This window comes from Clostridium autoethanogenum DSM 10061, from assembly GCF_001484725.1.
GTDB classification, from domain to species: Bacteria; Bacillota; Clostridia; order Clostridiales; family Clostridiaceae; genus Clostridium_B; species Clostridium_B ljungdahlii.
The window spans coordinates 1,434,035-1,454,782 of record NZ_CP012395.1 but is presented as its reverse complement, the minus strand read 5'-3'; the positions used below and the strand labels follow the sequence as shown (position 1 = coordinate 1,454,782).

Here is a 20,748-nt window from a genome sequence, read left to right as displayed (position 1 = left end):
GAATAACTATATGATAGTGAAACATTTAAAACTAAGGGAAAGAGGGGTTTATGATGGACAATTTAATGTTAAACAATAAGATCTATCTTGAAGGTACAGTAGCTTCAGAATTACAATTTAGCCACGAAATGTATGGAGAGGGTTTTTACACCTTTAATGTTGAGGTTCCTAGATTAAGTGAAAGTAAGGATATACTATTCATTACAATTTCAGAGAGACTTATAGGTGGAATGGATATCAAAGTTGGAACCGATGTAATAATAGAAGGACAGCTTAGGTCCTACAATAAATTTGTGGATGGGGCAAACAGATTGATATTAACTGTATTTGCGAGAAATATAGATTTTTGCACTGAAAGGAGTAAAAATCCAAATCAAATTTTTCTTGATGGATTTATATGTAAGGAGCCAGTTTATAGGACAACTCCCTTTGGTAGAGAAATCTCAGATATGCTTCTAGCTGTAAACAGAGCTTATAATAAGTCTGATTACATACCTACCATTGCTTGGGGAAGAAATTCTAGGTTCTGTAAGTCATTAAAAGTAAGTGACAATATAAGGGTTTGGGGAAGATTACAGAGTAGAGAATATCAAAAAAAGATATCAGATACTGAAACTGTAAAGAAAATAGCGTATGAAGTTTCTATATCCAAAATGGAAAAAGTTAACAGAGATAAAGAAAAAATGCAGGAAGAAAACGAAGAAGATGAAAAAGAACAACCTAAAAATGAAGATGAAAATAGCTTAGGGGATAACATAGGCGATAAGCGTATATCGTAAACAAAATTTGTATTTACAGGGTATAGACCTTGTCCTTGAAATTTAAGGAGGTTATACCCTGTATTTTCCATATAAATTATTTCCTTAAATCTGATAAAATTTTAGTTTTACCTTTAGTTTTGTCATCTACTGACTTTACTATTTTTGCGGGACTTCCAGCAGCTACAACTCCTTCAGGTATATCTTCTGTTACTACTGAACCTGCTGCAATTACAGAGCCAGTTCCAATTTTTACTCCTTCTAGGATTACGGAGTTAGCTCCTATAAGTACATTGTCACCTATCTCACAAGGTGATTTACTAGGTGGTTCTAAAACTCCAGCTACTACAGCTCCAGCACCTAAGTGAACATTTTTACCAAGTTTTCCTCTAGCACCTACTACTGCATTCATATCTATCATAGTGCCTTCACCTATTTCTGCACCTATGTTTATAACTGCTCCCATCATTACTACTGCATTTTTGTCTATTTTAACTTTATCTCTTATAATAGCACCAGGTTCAATTCTGGCATTCATATTTGTTAAATCAGCAAGGGGAATGGCTGAGTTTCTTCTGTCTTGTTCTATTCTAAATTGCGTGATCTTATCTTTGTTCTGTTCTAAAAATTTTGATATTTCATCGCTTTCACCAAAGAGAATGAAAAAATCACCACTATTATAATTTTCTATATTGCCTAAATCACAATTTGATATGTCACCTTTAAGGTAAACTTTGACTGGAGTAGATTTCTTAGCCTCTTTTATATACTTTGCTATTTGGTATGGATCTGTAAGATCGTATTTTGCTTCCATTTTAAATCATCCTTTCCATTTTATTTATAATGAATAAATTTTAGTCTTTTATAGTAAGCATAACTACGTTTTTAGTTTTTTAAGCAAATTATAACATATAAAAGTTTAAGTATGTAGATAATTTGTATTTAATATCAGGATTTTTTTGTGCAGTTTTTAAGTATTTCACCTATTTGCTCATGGGTAAACTTATAAGATGTCTTACAAAAGTTACATTTTAATTCTTCGGTTTTTCCTTCATTATAAATTTCCTCTAAATCTTTTGCACCTATGCTTATAAGAGCCTTTTCAACTCTTTCCCTTGAACAATCGCATTTATAAGTAGGTGTTAGTTCATCTAATATCTTTAATCCCATATCCTTAAAGATATCATTTAATATTTGTGAAATACTCATGCCCTTAGCTAGCATATTTGATATAGGTGGAAGTTCCTGTAGCCTATAGGTAACTAAGTCTGCAAGGAGATCTTCTGCTCCAGGAAGCATCTGAATTATGAATCCTCCTGAGGCCTTTATACTTAAATCTACATCTACGAGAACTCCAAGGGCTACTGCAGATGGAGTTTGCTCTGAAACTGTAAAGTAGTAAGCTAGATCATCTCCTATTTCTCCAGTTTGTATAGGAATTTTGCTGGAGTAAGGTTCTCTAAGTCCCATATTTCTTATGACAGTTAAATTTCCATTAATTCCAATAATACCACCTACGTCTAGTTTTCCCTTACTATTTGGGGGAAGATCTGCAGAAGGATTTCCTATATATCCTTTTACATGACAGTCGGCATAGGAAGTTACAGATATTCCTTTAGCTTCACCGCCTCCTGAAATTATAAGGGATAAACTATCTTTAGGTGATTTTAACATTGACCCCATAAGGCTTCCTGCCGTGAGCATTCTTCCAAAGGCTGCTGCAGCTGTAGGAGCACATTCATGGATTTTAACAGCTGCATTTACTAGATTTGTAGTAGAGGCTGCTATTATTCGAATGTTATCATCTTTAGCTGTAGCTCTTATTAATTTATCTATCATTTAATTTCCATCTCCTAATCATACGTGTATTAAAGTTTAGTTACTATATATGATATTCTTTCAGAAACATCAGTTACAGTTTTATCACTGTAGTTGTCCAATTTATTTATAATTTTAAATCCACAATTTTTCAATGTGGATTCTATATATTCGCAAGTATAAGCTCTTTCACGATGGTTTTCATCAAATCGTTTATAAAAATCCTTATGACGTATAAAAAATGTGAGGTACATGTCCACAATGTCATTTTCTAAATAATTCTCCCACATATAGGTAATATCTTCATCGTCGTAAGTATAGGTATTGTTACCTAGTATATTTGTAATTTTGTAATAGGAATTTATATCAAATAGGAATATTCCATTGTTTTCTAAATGATTGAACACACTTTTAAAGTAACTTTGTAAATCTGATTCTTTTAATATATAGTTTGTAGAATCAAGACAGCAAGTTATGAGATTGAATTTCCTGGTTAACTCGAAATTAGTTATGTCTTGACATATAAAGTTTACTTTTAATCCACTGTTCCTAAGTTTTATATCTGCTTCTGATAGCATTTCACTGGATAAATCTACTGCCCAGGTATTTTTGAAATAAAGTGCCAACTTTTCTGTCATATTACCTGTACCACAAGCTAAATCCAGGTAATTTTCTCTATCTATATTTAATTTTTCACATATGTTCATAATTTTTTTAGCCCATATACTGTAATCTATATCGCTGTTTATTAGATTGTCATATATATGAGCAAATTTTCCATAGCAGTTCATTTTTATTTCCGTTATGAAATTTTTATAACGGTCTTTAACTCCCTTCTTACAGGTATTTTTATAGGTGTTTAAAGTTAAAAAAGGTAAAATTGTATTTATCAATTAATATTATATATTTTTGAGGTATAAGTCAAATTTATTGTTTGTCTTTGCTTTTACTATGGTTTATTAAACTTTCATTTTTAGGTATATTTAATTCCTTTTTTCTCTTAGTCATCATGCCGCCAATTCTTCCTGTTTCTTCAGCTGTTAAACTGCTCCAGCCAAATGAATTAACTTTATCTTTTAATCCTAGTTCTTCAGCTATTTCATATTTTAATTTTTCTCTAAGTTTTTCAGCTTCTGTAAGCTCTCTGTTTGATTTCAATTTTGCTTTTATGATTTTTTTTAATGGAGTTTTTGACATTGATACCATCCTCCCACTTTTACTATAGATTATTTTTACCCCAAAAGCGAGATTTATACATACTATAATAATTATAGAATAAATACTAATATACTATAATAATTATAGTATATATTTTAAATATAATATACATTTAAAGGAGCAATTTCAATGATATGCACATAACTATAGGAATATTATGGCCATTAAATAAGCTTCTCAAGCAAAATTATTATTTGATTTTTAAACCAAAACAATTAATTTTATTCTAAGGTGCATTATATGTTGCATATAATGCACTAAGCAGTATGAAGTATGCGCTATTTTTAATTCCCAATAATATTTATTTCTATGAACATATTTCAAAAGTTTAGTGTAAAATATTTAGTAAGATATATTTAAAATTAAATAGGTTATCTTTATTAAGATATCATGGTATTATATTTAATAATAGATCTTAAACTTAAATATTTAATCAATTTATATTATAAAATTTTTAGGAGGAATATTAAAATGAGTTGTAACGTGGCAGTAGTTGGGTGTACTGGAATGGTAGGAAGAAAATTTATAGAGGTGCTGGAAGAAAGAGATTTTCCAATAGAAAAATTGTATTTGTTTGCATCTGCTAAATCAAGTGGAAAAATATTAAAATTTAAAGATAAAGATTATACTGTAGAGGAATTAAAAGAAGATAACATAAAAAATAAGAAAATAGATATTGCTCTTTTTTCAGCAGGTGGAAGTGTAAGCCTTAAATTTGCACCTATATTTTCAAAATATGGTGCAGTAGTTATAGATAATAGTAGTGCTTGGAGAATGGATAAAGAGGTACCTTTGGTAGTCCCTGAAGTAAATCCAGAGGATATAAAATGGAATAAAGGTATAATTGCAAATCCTAATTGTTCGACTATACAAGCCATAGTGGCAATTAAACCTCTTTATGATAAATATGGAGTAGAAAGAATTGTATATTCTACATACCAGGCTGTATCTGGCGCTGGAATGGGAGGATATAATGATTTACTAGAAGGATATAAGGGAAATGCACCTAAGAAATTTCCATATCCAATAGCAGGAAATATACTTCCTCATATAGATGTATTTTTGGAAAATGGATACACTAAAGAAGAAATGAAAATGGTAAACGAAACAAGAAAAATATTACATGATGATACTTTGAGAGTTACAGCTACTACAGCAAGAGTACCAGTAACTTATTCTCATAGTGAAAGTATAAATGTAGAACTTAAAAAAGACTTTAAAATAGAGGATATTTTTGAATTGTACAAGAATGCTACTGGAGTAGTGTTAAAAGATGATGTGGACAATTTAGTATATCCAATGCCAGTAGAGGCAGCAGGAAAAGATGAAGTATTTGTAGGAAGAATAAGAAGGGACTTTAGCGTAGATAATGGATTAAATCTATGGGTTGTAGCAGATAACATAAGAAAAGGTGCTGCTACTAATGCTGTTCAAATAGCAGAATGCATAATTAAGGATAAATAACAATACATTTTAAGATGATAAGCATATTAAATTTCAATTGAGAAGGGGTGCTTTTAATGAGCTTATTTAAAGGTTCAGGGGTAGCTATTATTACCCCATTTAAAGATAATGGGGTGGACTTTGATAAATTAAAAGAATTACTTGAGTGGCAAATAAAATCAGGTACAGATGCAATAATAATTTGTGGGACTACAGGTGAAGCTTCCACTATGACTGAAAAGGAAAGAAAAGATACAATAAAATTTACAGTAGATACTGTTAATAAGAGAATACCAGTTATTGCAGGTACAGGCAGTAATTGTACAGAATCCGCCGTAAACATGAGCAAGTGGGCAGAAAGTATAGGAGTAGATGGAGTTCTTGTAATCACACCTTACTATAATAAAACTACACAAAAGGGATTGATAGAGCATTTTAAGGCAGTGTCTTCAGCTATAAAAACTCCTATTGTGGTATATAATGTACCTGGAAGAACAGGATTAAATATACAGCCTAAAACTTTAAAAGAATTATGCAAATTAGATAATGTGGTAGCTGTTAAAGAAGCCAGTGGAAATATAAGTCAAATTGCTAAAATGAAAGCTCTATGCGGGGATGATATTGATTTATATTCTGGAAATGATGATCAGACAGTTCCTATAATGTCTTTAGGAGGGCTTGGAGTTATATCTGTTCTTGCAAATATTATTCCTAAAGATATGCATGATATGTGTAAATTATTTTTAGAGGGCAATGTAAAAGAAGCACTAAAGATGCAATTAAAAGCTCTTACACTTATGAATACTATGTTCATAGAAACAAATCCTATACCTATAAAAACTGCTATGAATGTTTTGAATATGAATGTTGGAAATTTAAGACTTCCACTTTGTGACATGTCTAAGGAAAATTTGGATGTTTTAAAATCAGAGCTTAAAAACTATGGACTTTTAAAATAAAAAACAAGTCTATTTAAATTATTGTGTAAAACGAAAGCTAGCTTTCTTTAATTTAACGTGAAAGATTTATTTCTTTCACGTTAATCAATATATGACGTTGTAATTAATGATTATTAAATAATTTGAGGAGAGGTTTAAATGATTAAAATTATACTAAGTGGATGTAATGGTAAAATGGGAAAAGTAATAACCAATTTAGTAGAGGATTTCCCGGACTTATCCATATCTGCAGGAATAGATAAGAAGGATGAGAAATCAGCATTCCCTGTGTTTGCCAATATATCAGAATGTAATGTAGAAGGAGATGTAATATTAGACTTTTCAAGACCGGATTCCTTGGATTCACTTCTACAATATGGTAAGAAACATAATATAGGAATTATATTTTGCACTACAGGATATAGTGAAGTACAAGTTAAAAAAATTCAGGAAGCCTCAAAGTCTATTCCAATTTTCAGATCTGCCAATATGTCTATAGGTATAAATGTCATAAATAAAGTATTAAAAGATGTAAGTGCTCTTTTATATAAAAACTTTGATATAGAGATAATAGAAAAGCACCATAATCAAAAAGTGGATGCTCCAAGTGGAACGGCATTACTTTTAGCAGATACAATAAAGGATTGTATACCAGAAAAGGTTGACTATGTAAATGGAAGAGAAGGAATTAGAAAGAGAGTTCACAATGAAATAGGCATTCATGCCGTAAGAGGTGGAACTATAGTAGGAGAACATGAAGTTATATTTGCAGGCCAGGGTGAGACTATTGAGATAAAGCATACTGCTATTTCAAGAGAGGTTTTTGCCGTAGGAGCACTTCATGCTTGTGAGTTTATGTATAAGAGAGAAAAAGGCTTTTATTCAATGGAAAATGTAATTGATGGTAAATAATACAAAGGGCTGCACACTAATTAATCAGTGTGTCAGCCCTTTTAAAGTGTATATATGTTTTTAAACAATTAATAGTTGAAGGTTATGGATGGTTTATTTATATTTTTAAAGTATCTAACCATTTTTCTATTTTTGATAGGGATAACTTAAGTTCCTCCATACTGTAGGCATAGGATATTCTCACATGATCTTCTCCACCTGGTCCAAAAGCTGAACCTGGTACTATGGCTACACCACCTTCTTTTAGAAGCCTTTCACAGAAGTCATTGCTGTTCATGCCAAATTTTTTTATTGATGGAAATATGTAAAAAGCACCTTTTGGTAGGTTTACCTCGAATCCCAAGGATTTTAACCTGTCGAAAACATAATCTCTTCTTTCTATAAATTTAGACTTCATGTAGTTTACATCTTCCATACAGCTTTTTAAGCCTTCGTAAGCTCCCCATTGAGAAATGGAAGGAGCACAGGATACATTGTATTGGTGCACTTTTATTATCTCATTCATAAAGTATGTGTTTGCACATACATAGCCTATTCTAAGGCCTGTCATTGAAAACATTTTGGAAAAACCACCTATTAAAATAACTTTATCCTTTATTTCCTTGTATTGTGCAATAGAGTAATAATCTTTTTCAAAGCATAATGAAGCATATATTTCATCACTTAACACTAATACATCATTTGCTTTCAGCAAATTAAATAAATTAGTGCTGTCTTCTTTAGATAAAATAGCACCTGTTGGATTGCAAGGATAGGAGAGAACTATTAATTTAGGTTTTTCTTTCTCCAACACTTTTTTTAATCTGCCAAAATTAATGGAAAAGTCATCATTTAAACTGTAGTTTATTATACTTCCACCTAAAATTTTTACACAGCTTTCATAAGCAGGATAGGCAGGAGTTGGTATCAATACTTTATCACCTGGATTTACAAGAGTTGCAAATACATCCATTAAAGCTTCACTTCCACCTATGGTAATACAGGTTTCTTCTGCAGTATAATGTATGCTTAAATTTGCAAGATATTTTGATATTTCTTCTCTGAGCTCTATAATTCCAGCATTTGAGGTATATCCGGTTTTATTTTTTTCAATAGACTGTATCATGGCTTCCTTAATTTTTTTAGGTACATTAAAATCAGGCTGACCTAAGGTTAAAGATATGGCATCCGGGTAGTTAACTAATTTGTTATAAAATTTTCTAATGCCTGAAAGTTCTATAGAACTAACATTTTTTGATATACTATTCAAATTTTCACTTCCAATCTATATATTTATTTATTTGAATTGTACTCTAATTCATAAAATTATTCCACTTTTTATATATACGTATATTTTCATTATGAAATAAAACACTAGTAAAGTGGAGGTGTAATTTTTGAGAAAAATATCTTTTATACTATTGTTAATTTTGTTTTTCCCTAATGCATCGATAATTAGAGCTAAGGAATCCAAGAAAAACCTTGGAATACTGGTAGATGTTACAGAAGAAATACTGTATCTTATTGATAAAGATAAAAACACAATTATAAGAAAATATCCTGTGGCTAGCGGTAAGTCTGAAACACCTTCACCTATAGGAACCTGGAAGGTTGTCAGTATGGCTTCTTGGAGCGGAGGCTTTGGCACAAGATGGATAGGACTAAATGTTCCATGGGGTAAATTTGGAATACATGGTACAAATAAACCGCATAGTATAGGAGGTGAGGCTTCTCATGGATGTATAAGAATGCTTAACAGCGATGTAGAAGATTTATATAATTACGTTTATTATGGTATGATTGTAGCTGTTTATGGCGGTCCGTATGGTCCCTTTGGAAAAGAATTGAGAACATTAACTCCTGGAGTTCGGGGAGCAGATGTGTATGAAATACAGAGAAGGTTAAAAGATGCAGGATACTACTGCGGAAGTATGGATGGTATCTATGGAGAGAGTATGAAAAAATGTGTGATGAAATTTAGAAGGGATAATAAACTTCCGGAAAGCCATGATGTGGATAAGAATTTTTATAAAAAGCTTAGAATAATATTGATGGATTAATTTGCACAATAATAGCTACTATTACATAGGCTTATTATTTGTGACATATTTTGTGCACCATAAGTAATTGACTTTTAACTGTATAACAATACTCTTCATACAATAAAAAAAGTAGTCCATTGAATAGACTACTTTTTTATGGAGGCGCCATCCAGATTTGAACTGGAGATAAAGGTTTTGCAGACCTCTGCCTTACCACTTGGCTATAGCGCCATTATTGGAGCGGAAGACGAGATTCGAACTCGCGACGTTCACCTTGGCAAGGTGACGCTCTACCACTGAGCCACTCCCGCATATTTTAAATCTGGTGGCCAGACCAGGAATCGAACCAGGGACACGAGGATTTTCAGTCCTCTGCTCTACCGACTGAGCTATCTGGCCAAAGACAATATATTGCCTCGAACATTTACAAACTATACTTTAAAAAAGTAATAGTATATAAATTGGTGGGCACAACAGGGCTCGAACCTGTGACCCTCTGCTTGTAAGGCAGATGCTCTCCCAGCTGAGCTATGCGCCCTTACGACAATACTGCCACAACAGTTAATATTATATCTTGGTATAGGTATATTGTCAATACTTGTGCACTAAATATTTGTAATAATTTTATCTGATCGTTACCATTACTAGAACGTACGTCTTTTATATACTGTTAATAAGGTTCAGATGAAGAAAGTCATCCTTATAAGTAAATTCTATCTGAACCTAAGAATCACTTACCAAATTAATTTTTATTGGGTATTTTTGGAGAATTTAGCTGTCGATATTTGACAATAGAAATTTGAATATAGATTTATTTTAGACACATACTATTTTGGAAGGGAGTGTTGAGAGGTGCTGTTATTGACTATGGTATATAGTAAAGAAAGAGAGTGTATAATCCAGGGAATAAGAGATTTAAAAGAATATTTTAAAAATAAAAATGTGCTCATTGGAATATATGAAAATATTGAAAAAGGTACTCACTTCCTTAAGGTATTTTGTGACGGGGAAATTAACAATAAACTTATGAATATATTTAATATGTGTGTTTCAAATATAATTTATAACATATTGGTAGATGAATTTTATGAAAAAGATGCTATGCTTTTTTTATCAGATACGTATTTCTTTTTAAAATATGAAGATTTAGAGAAAATTGGAGAAAAGAGCATGGAAGTGTTAAAGGGAAGAAGCACAATTATAGATGAAAACTCCATTTATTGTATAAATAAAAAGAACGATATCTTGAATAAAATATCAGATTGTATGGCTGAAAATAAGGAAATAAATGTAGATGGTTTCATAACTTTTAGGAGAAAAGAGATTTTTAATGATTTAGAAGTTATAGTTGATAAAGTAGTGGAAAAATATATGGTAGAAAAAGAATACGATGAATTTATAAAGCTTTTAAAGTATTTTGTGGATATCCAAGAGAGCAAAATAGATTATGTGAATATAATTATTGATAATGATGGAAGCTATATTATAAAAAATAAAAAGGGAGAAGAAATAACAGATAATTTTTTTAGAGATTTAACGGAATTAAGATATGGAAATGATACTTATTCTGATGATGTTTTAATAAGTGCACTTATAACTAATTCACCTGAAAAAATAGTTATTCACTGCGTGGAAAATTGTAAAAATACAGAACTTATTGATACTATTAAAAAAGTGTTTACTCATAAAGTACAATTTTGTAATAATTGTGGTATTTGCAAAACTATAAAAAATAGTTTAAATAGGGTGTAGATATTTTTAATTAATTTTTCATTATTAATTCTTAACTTGCGAAGCTTTGCTTCGCATTATTTTTACATTAAGTCAAAATCTCATATGTTCAGAAGTTAACTATTCAGAGTATGATTTAAATTTTGTGTAGAAGTCTCCGTATGCTATAGAATTGGACAACTATAGAATAAAAAATTTACATTCTCATATTGACATACCCATTGCAGAATAATATAATAAGCTCAAATAGGATAAAGGCCATGAAGAGGAAAAGTAAGTAAATCAATTACCTTAAGAGAGAAGGATTTTAAGCTGAAATATCCTTTAGGCAAGATTTATTGAATACCACCTTTGAGTTGTATACTGAAATTAAGTAAGTATTTCCCGCTAATCTGCGTTATGGATTCAAAGATAATAGCATGTTGCTTTTAATTTTTTAATTAAAGCAGACAGCTTAATCTTATAAGTAATTGTGAAAAAAGTTTTAATTTACATATAATATGTAGTATGATTTTTTTTGCAGTATATTTATTTGTTTTATTAAAAGGTTAATGCTATTAATTTGGGTGGAACCGTGATAATACTCGCCCCATTTTGTGGGAGAGTTTTTTTTATTGCTTAATTTTAAGTTTCAAGTACTGTTTGAATGTAAATTCAGTATAAAACTAATTATATGAGGAGGAGTAAATATGATAAAGATAGTCTTAAAAGATGGAAAAGAACTTGAAGTAGAAAAAGGATTAAAAGTAGCTGATGTTGCAGCAAAATTAAGCACTTCACTTGGTAAAAAGGCTCTAGGAGCTAAAATAAATGGTAAAGTAGAGGAACTTAACAAGGAAATTAATGAAGATTGTAAACTTGAAATTTTGACATTTGAAGATGAAGATGGAAAAAAGATATTAAGGCATACTGGATCTCATATACTTGCACAGGCAGTTAAAAGATTGTATCCAGAAGTGAAGTTAGCTATAGGACCTTCTATAGATGATGGATTTTACTATGATATGGATGCTGACTTTTCATTTACACCGGAATTGCTTGAGAAAATTGAAGGTGAAATGAATAAGATAATAAAAGAAAATGAAAAATTGGAGAGATTTGAACTCACAAGAGATGAAGCTGTAAAGTTAATGGAAGAAAAGAATGAGCCTTATAAAGTTCAGCTTATAAAAGATTTGCCTGAAGATGAAATTATATCTTTTTATAAACAGGGAGATTTTGTAGATTTATGTGCAGGACCTCATGTACCATCAACAGGTAAAGTTAAAGTTGTAAAACTTCTTTCAATTGCAGGAGCTTATTGGAGAGGAAATGAAAAGAACAAAATGCTCCAGAGAATATATGGTACTGCCTTTGAAAAAAAGAATGACCTTAAAGATTATTTAACAATGATGGAAGAGGCTAAAAAGAGAGATCACAGAAAACTTGGAAAAGAACTTGATCTCTTCAGCATACATGAAGAAGGACCTGGATTCCCATTCTTCCATCCAAAGGGAATGATTATAAGAAATGAACTTCAAAATTACTGGAGACAAGTTCACCATAAAGCAGGATATGATGAGATAATGACTCCTATTATATTAAATGAAGAATTGTGGCATCAATCAGGACATTGGGATCATTATAAAGAAAATATGTATTTTACAAAAATAGATGATGAAGATTATGCTATAAAGCCAATGAACTGTCCTGGTTCTATACTTGTTTATAAGAACAAAATACATTCTTATAGAGACCTTCCTATAAGATATGGTGAAATGGGAATTGTTCATAGACATGAAAAATCTGGAGCTCTTCATGGACTCATGAGAGTAAGATGCTTTACTCAAGATGATGCTCACATATTTATGACTAAAGATAATATGAAAGATGAAATAGTAAATGTAATAAAACTTATAGACAGTTTCTATAAAGTATTTAAATTTGAGTATTTCGTTGAATTATCAACAAGACCTGAAGATTCTATGGGAAGTGATGAAGACTGGGAAGCTGCAACTGAAGGACTTAAAGATGCATTAAAAGCAGTAGGACTTGATTATAAGGTAAATGAAGGAGATGGAGCTTTCTACGGACCTAAGATAGATTTCCACTTAAAAGATTCCATAGGAAGAACTTGGCAGTGTGGAACTGTTCAATTGGATTTCCAGATGCCAGAAAGATTTGATTTAACTTATGTTGGAGCAGATGGGGAAAAGCACAGACCAGTTATGGTTCACAGAGTTGTATTTGGATCTATAGAAAGATTTATAGGAATTTTGATAGAGAACTACGCAGGAGCATTTCCAGCTTGGCTTGCACCAGTACAAGTTGAAGTAATGAATATTACTGATGCTCAGGATGACTACGTAAATGAAGTAGTTGAAAAGTTAAAGGAAAATGATATAAGGGTAGAATCAGATATGAGAAATGAGAAGATAGGATATAAGATAAGAGAAGCTCAAATGCAGAAAGTTCCTTATATGATTGTACTAGGAGAAAAAGAAATGAAAGATAAAACTATATCTGTAAGAAGCAGAAAAGGCGGAGATATGGGAACTATGGCACTAGATGATTTCATTTCAAAACTTAAAGATGAAATAGATAAAAAAATAAGTGATATATAATTAAAATTATATATTGACTATAAGCTATAACAATAGTATAATGTAATTCGTTAAGAAGAAACTAGCCGTTTCTCACCTTACGGCACAGCCAGTAAGGTTATGAAGATTTCTTAATTAAAAGGATTCTTTATTATTGATGTATTCAAAGGACGGCGGCAGCTGTCCTTTTTTATATGCTTTGTTAAATTCCACCTAGGAGGTGAAAATCATTAATAAAAGTTTTCTTATAAATCAGGATATAGTAGAAAAAGAAGTAAGAGTTATTTCAGATGATGGAAGTCAAATGGGAATTATATTATCAAAAGAAGCATTAAGACTTGCAGAAGAAAAGGAATTGGATTTGGTTATGATATCTCCAAATGCAAAGCCACCGGTTTGTAAAATCATGAATTATGGGAAATTTATGTATGAGCAGGTTAAAAAAGATAAAGAGGCTAGAAAAAAACAGAAAGTTGTTAATATAAAAGAAGTTAGATTTAGCCCTAAAATAGAAGAACATGATATTTCCATTAAAGCTAAAAATGCAAGAAAATTTTTACTTGCAGGAGATAAAGTTAAAGTTACTGTAAGATTTAGAGGAAGGGAAGCTGATTATTCCTTTATAGGTAAAAAAATTTTAGATATATTTCATTCTAAACTTCAGGATGTTTGTGTAATAGAAAGGCAACCTAAGCTTGAAGGAAGAAACATGATAATGTTTTTATCAGCAAAGAAAGCATAATTGAGAGGAGGAATTTATTATGCCAAAAATGAAAACTAAAAGAAGTGTAGCAAAAAGATTTAAGATTACAGGAACTGGTAAGTTAAAGAGATCAAAAGCTTTTAAAAGTCATATACTTACAAAGAAAAGTGCAAAAACTAAAAGAAATTTAAGAAAAGCAGGACTTGTTTCAGAAACTCAAGAAAAAATTATGAAAAAATTAATGCCTTACGTATAATTGAAGGATTCTAAAAGGAGGTTTTACTATGGCAAGAGTAAAAAGAGCAGTAAACGCTCGTAAACATCATAAAAAAATATTAAAGCTTGCAAAAGGTTATTATGGCGGAAAAAGTAGATTATTTAGAACTGCTAATGAAACAGTTTTAAGGGCTCTAAGATATTCATATATAGGAAGAAGATTAAAGAAGAGGGACTTTAGAAAATTATGGATAGCTAGAATAAATGCTGCAACTAGAATGAATGGACTTTCATATTCCAAGTTTATAAATGGAATAAAGACTGCAGGCATTAATATGAATAGAAAGATGCTTTCAGAAATAGCTATAAATGATCCTAAAGGATTTACTGAATTAGTTGAAGTAGCTAAAAAACAACTAAATGCATAATATTATATTACATAAAAAGTACAGCATAATTATGCTGTACTTTTTTATAGGTAAATTATCATAATAAGGTGGACTATTATGGATATAATTAAAAGTAAAGATAATGCACATATAAAAGAAGTGAAAAAGTTAAAGGAAAAGAAATACAGGGTTCAAGAGGGCAAGTTTTTAATAGAAGGTTTTAGGTTTGTAAGAGAGGCACTTTATTCTGATTTCAAAATATCTTCAATTTTTCTAAGCAGTGACTTTACAGATAAGTGGGAAAAACTTTTACTAAAAGAAAATTTTCAATGTGATTTCCCTGTGTATTTTATGGAAAAAGGTGTATTTAAGGCTATGGTGAATACTGAAAATCCTCAGGGAATAGCTGCTGTAGTGGAAAATAGAGAATTGAAAGCCTCAAACAAAGAAGGATTTTATATACTGGCAGATAAGATTCAAGATCCAGGCAATATGGGTACTATAATAAGAAGTGCACATGCTTCTGGAGCTTTAGGGGTTATAATTACAAAGGGAACGGTAGATATATATAATGAGAAGACGTTGAGATCAACAATGGGCTCTATATTTCATGTACCTGTAATCTATGATGAGGACTTGAAAAAAGTAGAACTTCTCAGAAAAAGTGGATTTAAGTTGATAGGAAGTTCTCTGGACACTGATATTAGCTTTTATAGCGCAAATTTAAAAGGAAAAGTTATAATTGCGGTGGGAAATGAAGGAAATGGTCTTAGCAAAACCATACAGGATATTTCTGATATAAAGGTAAAGATACCGATGCCAGGTGGTGCTGAATCATTAAATGTGTCTGCAGCGGCGTCCATAATGATGTTCGAAGCAGTAAGACAAAATTTAATTTAATGTTGACAATATGTAAATATATATGTAGAATTTAAAGATATAATAATAAAAGTTGAATAAGGACACTTACTGTGAAAGAGAAAGTAGATATATGATTTTTATCAGAGAAAAAAAGTCAGGGCTGAAAGCTTTTTTTAAAACATTATATATTGAAGTTCCTCCTGGAGTACTGGCTGTGAAATTATAATTAGTAGTCAGCGGTTAATTATCGTTAAAATATACAAAGAGGATATTATTTCTAATAGTATCAATTTGGGTGGTAACGCGGATCAAAGTTCGTCCCTTAGAGGGATGGGCTTTTTATTTTTGTTTTAAATTAAAAAGATTGTAGTGAAAGGAGAGTTTAAAATGAAAGAAGAATTAAAACAGATAAAGGAAAATGCCTTTAACGAATTAAAAAATAAAAAGTTAGATATAGAGGATATAAGAGTTAAATATTTAGGTAAAAAGGGAGAACTTACAAAAATACTCAGGGGCATGAAGGATCTTTCCAAAGAAGAAAGACCTGCAATTGGTAAGCTTGCCAATGAAGTGAGGAGTACACTGGAAAATGCTATAGAAGAGGCATCAAAAAAGATAAAATCAAGTGCTATACAAGCAAAGCTGCAGAATGAAACAATTGATATTACTATGCCTGGCATAAAGCAAACTGTAGGAAAGCGCCATCCGCTAGAACAAACACTAGAAGAGATGAAACAGATATTTATTTCTATGGGATTTACTATAGAAGAAGGTCCTGAAGTAGAGAAGGATTATTATAACTTTGAAGCACTTAACATACCTAAAAATCATCCAGCAAGGGGTGAACAGGATACCTTTTATATAAATGACAATGTAGTGCTTAGAACTCAAACTTCTCCAATACAGGTAAGAACTATGGAAAAACAAAAACCCCCAATAAAGATGATATCTCCAGGTAAAGTTTATCGTTCAGATTCAGTGGATGCTACTCATTCACCTATATTTTATCAAATGGAAGGCCTAGTAGTTGACAAAGGTATAACTTTTGCAAATTTAAAAGGCACTCTTGAACTATTTGCTAAAAAGTTATTCGGAAATGACATACGTACAAAATTCAGACCTCATCATTTCCCTTTTACAGAACCTTCTGCAGAAATGGATGCCAGTTGCTTTGTATGCCATGGAAAAGGCTGCAGAGTATGTAAGGGAGAAGGGTGGATAGAACTTTTAGGATGCGGAATGGTTCATCCTCAGGTACTTAGAAATTGTGGAATAGATCCTGAAGTTTATAGTGGATTTGCTTTTGGAATGGGTGTAGATAGGATGGTCATGTTAAAATACGGAATAGATGATATAAGAAACATGTATGAAAGTGACATGAGATTTTTAAATCAATTTTAATAGAGTTTCTAAATAAAAGTTAACTCATTCTCCGCATGTTTTTACAACCTTCAGCCCATTAAATATTTTGATAAGTCTAAGCAAAAAATTCTAGAAAATCTAAGAACTTTTGAAAACTCGTACCTCAAACAATTCAAAAATTCTAAGATTTTTACGAATTTTTTACTAAGACTTATGTACAAAACATTTAAAAGTGCTTCATTGTTGTAAAAATATGCTTATGAATAGAGTGAATTTTTAAATTAGAAATTATACTTAAAATTTTCTATGTAAAATTTGACCTTATACCTGAGAATATGATGACAAAATTGAAAGCACGTTTAAAAAATTTTTTATAAGTCTTAGTGAGATATTTTAGAAAATCTTAGAAGTTTAGATATGTCTGAGGTACGAGTTTAGCTAAGCTTCTTAGGTTTTCAAAATATCGAACTTTAGACTTATTAAAAGTTTTTATGGTGCTGAAATTTGTCAGCATATTCGGCGGTATATGTGAATTTTTAACTAGAAGGTTTGCAAAGATTAAAAATTTGAAAGGAGATTTTTGTATGAAAGTTCCAGTAAAATGGTTAAAGGATTATGTTAAAATAGATATTCCAGGAAAAGAATTAGGAGATAGATTGACTTTAAGTGGTTCAAAACTTGAAGAGGCAATTGTAACTGGAGATGAAATCCAAAATGTAGTTACAGGTAAAATAATGAAGATAGAAAGTCATCCTCAGGCAGATAAACTTGTTGTATGTCAGGTAGATATAGGAAAAGAAGAACCTATTCAAATTATAACAGCTGCTACTAATATGAAAGAACAAGATATAGTTCCTGTAGCGCTTCATGACTCTACACTTCATGGTGGGGTGAAGATTAAAAAAGGAAAACTAAGAGGTCTTATGTCAAATGGAATGTTTTGTTCTGAGGAAGAGCTTGGCATAGCAGGAGATAAACCTGTATATGGACTTATGATTTTAAAAGAAGATACGCCAATTGGCAAGGACATAAAGGAAGTACTTGATATGACAAGTACTATACTGGATTTTGAGATAACTTCAAATAGACCTGATTGTCTTAGCATTATAGGAATGGCAAGGGAAACTGCTGCAACTTTAAATGAAAGCTACAAAATTCCGGAATTAGATTATAAGCCTTCCTGCAGCGAAAATATTCAAGATACATTAAAAGTAGAAATAAAAGATAAACTTTGCAAAAGGTATATGGCAAGGGGCATAAAAGATGTAAAAATAGAGCCATCACCTTCATGGATGCAGGAGAGACTTTTAGAAGCAGGTGTAAGGCCAATAAACAATATAGTTGATATAACTAATTTTGTAATGCTTGAAATAGGAGAACCTATGCATGCTTATGATGTAAGGGAGATAAAATCTGGCACTATAGTTGTAGACACAGCTAAAGATGGAGAAAAATTTACTACTCTTGATGAAGAGGAAAGACAGCTTAATCAAGATATGCTTACAATTAGAGATGGAGACAGAACTATCGGACTTGCAGGAATAATGGGTGGACTTAATTCTGAGATAAGAGATGATACTTCTTCTATAGTATTTGAGTGTGCTAACTTTGATGGGACTAATATAAGAGTTTCTTCACAAAAGTTGGCACTTAGAACAGAAGCTTCAGGTAGATTTGAAAAGGATCTTGATCCTAATTTAGCTGAAATTGCTATGAACAGAGCTTGCAATTTAGTTGAGATGCTAAAAGCAGGAAAAGTTATGGAAGGTACAATTGATGTATATGATGAAAAAATTGAACCTCACAGCGTAGACGTTGATTCCAACTGGGTAAATAAATTTTTGGGTACTGAAATACCTAAGGAAAATATGGTAGATTATTTAAATAGACTGGAATTAAAAACTCAGCTTAAAGGAGACATTTTACATATAGATGTTCCTACTTTTAGGGGAGATATAAATATAAGAGAAGATGTGGCAGAAGAGGTGGCTAGAATATATGGATACAGTAATGTACCTACTACTGTAATAGAAAGTGTAAGTACAAGAGGAGGAAAGAATCCAAAGCAAAAGCTGGATGATAAATTGGTAGAAACACTTATTTCAAGTGGATTAAATCAATCCATAAGTTACTCTTTTGTAAGTAGGAAAGTATTTGATAAAATACTTTTACCTGAAGATAGCAAGCTTAGAAATGCTATAGCTATAAAAAATCCTTTGGGAGAAGACTACAGCATAATGAGAACAACTACATTAGCGTCTATGATGGAATGCTTAGGTAGAAACTATTCAAGAAAAAATGAGATTGTAAGGTTATTTGAAATTGGAAGAGTGTATCTTCCACTAGAAAATGGTGATACTTTACCTGAAGAAGATAATATTGTAACCATTGGAATGTATGGTGAATGTGATTACTTCAATTTAAAAGGTATAGTGGAAAACATATTAGATACCTTAGGAATAGAGAAGATTTCTTTTAAGAGAGAAAGCGATAATCCAACTTTCCATCCTGGGAGAACAGCTGCCCTTTATGTAAATAGAAAGTTAGCAGGAGTGCTTGGAGAAATTCACCCAACTGTATGCGAAAATTATGGTATAGATGAAAGATGTTATATTGCTGAATTAAACTTAGATGTTTTGTATGAACATGCTGATTCAGATAAGAAATACAGACCTCTGCCTAAATTCCCTGCAGTTTCTAGAGACCTTGCAGTTTTAGTAGATGACAATATAATGGTACAGGAAGTAGAGGACATTATAAGAAAGCAGGGAGGAAATATCCTAGAGAAAGTTAAGTTGTTTGATGTTTATAGAGGAAAACAGATAGAAAGTGGAAAGAAGAGCATAGCTTATTCAATATCTTATAGAGCTGAAAATAAAACTCTTACAGATAAAGAAGTTAATAAAGTTCATAGCAAAATAATAAGATCACTAGAGCATAATTTAGGAGCACAACTTAGACAATAAGGATTCATTGATCAATAAGGCTGGATGAATTTAATGTTCATCCAGCTTATTTTATGATGCTTTAGCTCTTTAAGGTAAAATAAAATATTTCATATGTGAAGAATTTGTGATAGAATGTTGTTATAAAGAATTGGAAACAGCATGATCTAAGAGGGTGTTTAAATGAATATGGTGACGGTTTTTATAAATGGAATTGAATATAATTTAAAAGGTGACGAGCAAGAAGAATACCTACATAAAGTAGCAAGTTATGTAGATAAAAAAGTTAAGAGTATTATAAAAAATAATAGCAAATTAAGCACTTCCTCAGCAGCTGTTTTATCGGCACTTAATGTAGCAGACGATATGTTAAAAGCTCAGGAAAAAGAAGGTCAGTTGTCAGGAAGAGTGGAGGAGTTAGAAAGAGTAGGAAAAGTATACGAGGATCAGATCAGTTCTTTGAGAAAGCAGCTTAGGTATACGGAGGAACTTAATGCTGAACTTAAAATAAAACTAAAGAATAGCAGTAGTAGTGAGGCTTTAAAAGAAAAAGACGAGAAAATAAGCAAATTAGAAGAAGAAATAAAAATTATAAAAGAAGAAGCTCAAAAGTATATGAATGAAAATACCAAAATGGTGGCACAAAACAAAGAACTGAAATTTCAAGTACAATCGGGTAAGTATAAAATAATAGATCTTCAACATAAGCTAGAAGAAAACCAGATAAGTCTGGCAAAAGAGAGAAAAAAGAAAAATGCTCTTTTAAATAATGGAGTAAAATAAAATCCGAACTGACGATGGTCTTGGTTCGGATTTTATTAGTGAGTGAATAAATTCAAATATTTAAACAG

At 31.2% G+C, this 20,748-nt stretch carries 19 protein-coding genes, 4 tRNA genes and 1 other annotated feature; of the genes, 14 read left to right on the top strand and 9 right to left on the bottom strand.

Translation table 11 applies throughout. The features are described 5' to 3' along the window. Nucleotides 1–53: 53 nt before the first annotated feature. Entirely contained in the window at nt 54–779 is a 726-nt protein-coding gene (locus tag CLAU_RS06510) for a single-stranded DNA-binding protein (RefSeq protein ID WP_029169898.1), read from the top strand. A 76-nt stretch (nt 780–855) separates the two neighbouring features. Here the strand turns inward: CLAU_RS06510 and dapD are convergent, their stop codons facing one another. From dapD to CLAU_RS06490, 4 genes are all read right to left on the bottom strand, one after another. Beyond that, nucleotides 856–1,572, bottom strand: coding sequence for a 2,3,4,5-tetrahydropyridine-2,6-dicarboxylate N-acetyltransferase (dapD, locus tag CLAU_RS06505; RefSeq protein ID WP_023162203.1), 717 nt, complete (start codon nt 1,570–1,572; stop codon nt 856–858). A 134-nt stretch (nt 1,573–1,706) separates the two neighbouring features. Next, nucleotides 1,707–2,597 (bottom strand): Hsp33 family molecular chaperone HslO, encoded by an 891-nt coding sequence (gene hslO, locus CLAU_RS06500; protein WP_023162202.1) that lies wholly within the window; start codon nt 2,595–2,597, stop codon nt 1,707–1,709. Between the two features lie 29 nt (nt 2,598–2,626). Then, on the bottom strand, nt 2,627–3,367 hold the full coding sequence (locus tag CLAU_RS06495; protein ID WP_023162201.1) for a class I SAM-dependent DNA methyltransferase: 741 nt from the start codon (nt 3,365–3,367) through the stop codon (nt 2,627–2,629). Between the two features lie 136 nt (nt 3,368–3,503). Then, on the bottom strand, nt 3,504–3,773 hold the full coding sequence (locus tag CLAU_RS06490; RefSeq protein WP_023162200.1) for an alpha/beta-type small acid-soluble spore protein: 270 nt from the start codon (nt 3,771–3,773) through the stop codon (nt 3,504–3,506). A 492-nt stretch (nt 3,774–4,265) separates the two neighbouring features. Between CLAU_RS06490 and CLAU_RS06485 the strand changes: the two genes are divergently transcribed. The 3 genes from CLAU_RS06485 (at nt 4,266) to dapB (ending at nt 7,087) form a co-directional block, all read left to right on the top strand. After that, nucleotides 4,266–5,258: an aspartate-semialdehyde dehydrogenase gene (locus CLAU_RS06485; protein WP_023162199.1), complete on the top strand. Its 993-nt coding sequence runs from the start codon at nt 4,266–4,268 to the stop codon at nt 5,256–5,258. A 56-nt stretch (nt 5,259–5,314) separates the two neighbouring features. Continuing rightward, a complete protein-coding gene (gene dapA, locus CLAU_RS06480) occupies nt 5,315–6,196 on the top strand; it encodes a 4-hydroxy-tetrahydrodipicolinate synthase (RefSeq protein ID WP_023162198.1) in 882 nt (293 codons plus the stop codon). Nucleotides 6,197–6,334: 138 nt separating this feature from the next. Then, the gene (gene dapB, locus CLAU_RS06475) at nt 6,335–7,087 is read left to right on the top strand and encodes a 4-hydroxy-tetrahydrodipicolinate reductase (protein WP_023162197.1); all 753 of its coding nucleotides are present in this window, start codon (nt 6,335–6,337) and stop codon (nt 7,085–7,087) included. A gap of 97 nt (nt 7,088–7,184) precedes the next feature. On the opposite strand, the gene CLAU_RS06470 is transcribed toward dapB, so the two are convergent. Next, nucleotides 7,185–8,336 (bottom strand): pyridoxal phosphate-dependent aminotransferase, encoded by a 1,152-nt coding sequence (locus CLAU_RS06470; protein WP_023162196.1) that lies wholly within the window; start codon nt 8,334–8,336, stop codon nt 7,185–7,187. Nucleotides 8,337–8,463: 127 nt separating this feature from the next. On the opposite strand from CLAU_RS06470, the gene CLAU_RS06465 reads away from it, so the two are divergent. Next, on the top strand, nt 8,464–9,126 hold the full coding sequence (locus CLAU_RS06465; RefSeq protein WP_029169897.1) for a L,D-transpeptidase family protein: 663 nt from the start codon (nt 8,464–8,466) through the stop codon (nt 9,124–9,126). Between the two features lie 139 nt (nt 9,127–9,265). On the opposite strand, the gene CLAU_RS06460 is transcribed toward CLAU_RS06465, so the two are convergent. From CLAU_RS06460 to CLAU_RS06445, 4 genes are all read right to left on the bottom strand, one after another. Continuing rightward, nucleotides 9,266–9,339: transfer RNA gene (locus tag CLAU_RS06460), tRNA-Cys, on the bottom strand. A 5-nt stretch (nt 9,340–9,344) separates the two neighbouring features. Then, nucleotides 9,345–9,419 (bottom strand) — tRNA-Gly (locus CLAU_RS06455). A gap of 12 nt (nt 9,420–9,431) precedes the next feature. Further along, nucleotides 9,432–9,507 (bottom strand) — tRNA-Phe (locus tag CLAU_RS06450). 63 nt (nt 9,508–9,570) lie between these two features. Further along, nucleotides 9,571–9,646 (bottom strand) — tRNA-Val (locus CLAU_RS06445). Nucleotides 9,647–9,960: 314 nt separating this feature from the next. Between CLAU_RS06445 and ytxC the strand changes: the two genes are divergently transcribed. From ytxC to CLAU_RS06400, 9 genes are all read left to right on the top strand, one after another. Beyond that, complete coding sequence (ytxC, locus tag CLAU_RS06440) at nt 9,961–10,860, top strand: putative sporulation protein YtxC (protein WP_023162194.1); 900 nt, start codon at nt 9,961–9,963, stop codon at nt 10,858–10,860. 668 nt (nt 10,861–11,528) lie between these two features. Then, the gene (gene thrS / locus CLAU_RS06435) at nt 11,529–13,442 is read left to right on the top strand and encodes a threonine--tRNA ligase (RefSeq protein WP_013240075.1); all 1,914 of its coding nucleotides are present in this window, start codon (nt 11,529–11,531) and stop codon (nt 13,440–13,442) included. Nucleotides 13,443–13,641: 199 nt separating this feature from the next. Beyond that, entirely contained in the window at nt 13,642–14,163 is a 522-nt protein-coding gene (gene infC, locus CLAU_RS06430; RefSeq protein WP_013240074.1) for a translation initiation factor IF-3, read from the top strand. Nucleotides 14,164–14,182: 19 nt separating this feature from the next. Beyond that, nucleotides 14,183–14,380: a 50S ribosomal protein L35 gene (rpmI, locus tag CLAU_RS06425; protein WP_013240073.1), complete on the top strand. Its 198-nt coding sequence runs from the start codon at nt 14,183–14,185 to the stop codon at nt 14,378–14,380. A gap of 28 nt (nt 14,381–14,408) precedes the next feature. Then, on the top strand, nt 14,409–14,768 hold the full coding sequence (gene rplT / locus CLAU_RS06420; RefSeq protein WP_013240072.1) for a 50S ribosomal protein L20: 360 nt from the start codon (nt 14,409–14,411) through the stop codon (nt 14,766–14,768). 78 nt (nt 14,769–14,846) lie between these two features. Further along, nucleotides 14,847–15,629 carry a TrmH family RNA methyltransferase gene (locus CLAU_RS06415; protein ID WP_013240071.1) on the top strand — a complete coding sequence of 261 codons (783 nt, stop codon included), beginning with the start codon at nt 14,847–14,849 and terminating at the stop codon, nt 15,627–15,629. 62 nt (nt 15,630–15,691) lie between these two features. Further along, nucleotides 15,692–15,916 (top strand) — a binding site (T-box leader). Between the two features lie 61 nt (nt 15,917–15,977). Next, the gene (gene pheS / locus CLAU_RS06410; protein ID WP_013240070.1) at nt 15,978–16,991 is read left to right on the top strand and encodes a phenylalanine--tRNA ligase subunit alpha; all 1,014 of its coding nucleotides are present in this window, start codon (nt 15,978–15,980) and stop codon (nt 16,989–16,991) included. A 545-nt stretch (nt 16,992–17,536) separates the two neighbouring features. Next, nucleotides 17,537–19,918, top strand: a complete 2,382-nt coding sequence (gene pheT / locus CLAU_RS06405; protein WP_013240069.1) for a phenylalanine--tRNA ligase subunit beta — start codon at nt 17,537–17,539, stop codon at nt 19,916–19,918. Nucleotides 19,919–20,080: 162 nt separating this feature from the next. Further along, nucleotides 20,081–20,680, top strand: coding sequence for a cell division protein ZapA (locus CLAU_RS06400; RefSeq protein ID WP_013240068.1), 600 nt, complete (start codon nt 20,081–20,083; stop codon nt 20,678–20,680). The last annotated feature ends 68 nt before the right edge of the window (nt 20,681–20,748 follow it).

What these genes read in the sequence shown, in the direction of transcription:
- CLAU_RS06485 (WP_023162199.1), top strand. Translation starts at nt 4,266, where the DNA reads ATGAGTTGTAACGTGGCAGTAGTTGGGTGTACTGGAATGGTAGGAAGA.
- CLAU_RS06415 (WP_013240071.1), top strand. Translation starts at nt 14,847, where the DNA reads ATGGATATAATTAAAAGTAAAGATAATGCACATATAAAAGAAGTGAAA.
- CLAU_RS06510 (WP_029169898.1), top strand. Translation starts at nt 54, where the DNA reads ATGGACAATTTAATGTTAAACAATAAGATCTATCTTGAAGGTACAGTA.
- pheS (WP_013240070.1), top strand. Translation starts at nt 15,978, where the DNA reads ATGAAAGAAGAATTAAAACAGATAAAGGAAAATGCCTTTAACGAATTA.
- CLAU_RS06495 (WP_023162201.1), bottom strand. Translation starts at nt 3,367, where the DNA reads ATGAACTGCTATGGAAAATTTGCTCATATATATGACAATCTAATAAAC.
- dapA (WP_023162198.1), top strand. Translation starts at nt 5,315, where the DNA reads ATGAGCTTATTTAAAGGTTCAGGGGTAGCTATTATTACCCCATTTAAA.
- rplT (WP_013240072.1), top strand. Translation starts at nt 14,409, where the DNA reads ATGGCAAGAGTAAAAAGAGCAGTAAACGCTCGTAAACATCATAAAAAA.
- CLAU_RS06490 (WP_023162200.1), bottom strand. Translation starts at nt 3,773, where the DNA reads ATGTCAAAAACTCCATTAAAAAAAATCATAAAAGCAAAATTGAAATCA.
- dapD (WP_023162203.1), bottom strand. Translation starts at nt 1,572, where the DNA reads ATGGAAGCAAAATACGATCTTACAGATCCATACCAAATAGCAAAGTAT.
- hslO (WP_023162202.1), bottom strand. Translation starts at nt 2,597, where the DNA reads ATGATAGATAAATTAATAAGAGCTACAGCTAAAGATGATAACATTCGA.
- pheT (WP_013240069.1), top strand. Translation starts at nt 17,537, where the DNA reads ATGAAAGTTCCAGTAAAATGGTTAAAGGATTATGTTAAAATAGATATT.
- CLAU_RS06400 (WP_013240068.1), top strand. Translation starts at nt 20,081, where the DNA reads ATGAATATGGTGACGGTTTTTATAAATGGAATTGAATATAATTTAAAA.
- dapB (WP_023162197.1), top strand. Translation starts at nt 6,335, where the DNA reads ATGATTAAAATTATACTAAGTGGATGTAATGGTAAAATGGGAAAAGTA.
- thrS (WP_013240075.1), top strand. Translation starts at nt 11,529, where the DNA reads ATGATAAAGATAGTCTTAAAAGATGGAAAAGAACTTGAAGTAGAAAAA.
- rpmI (WP_013240073.1), top strand. Translation starts at nt 14,183, where the DNA reads ATGCCAAAAATGAAAACTAAAAGAAGTGTAGCAAAAAGATTTAAGATT.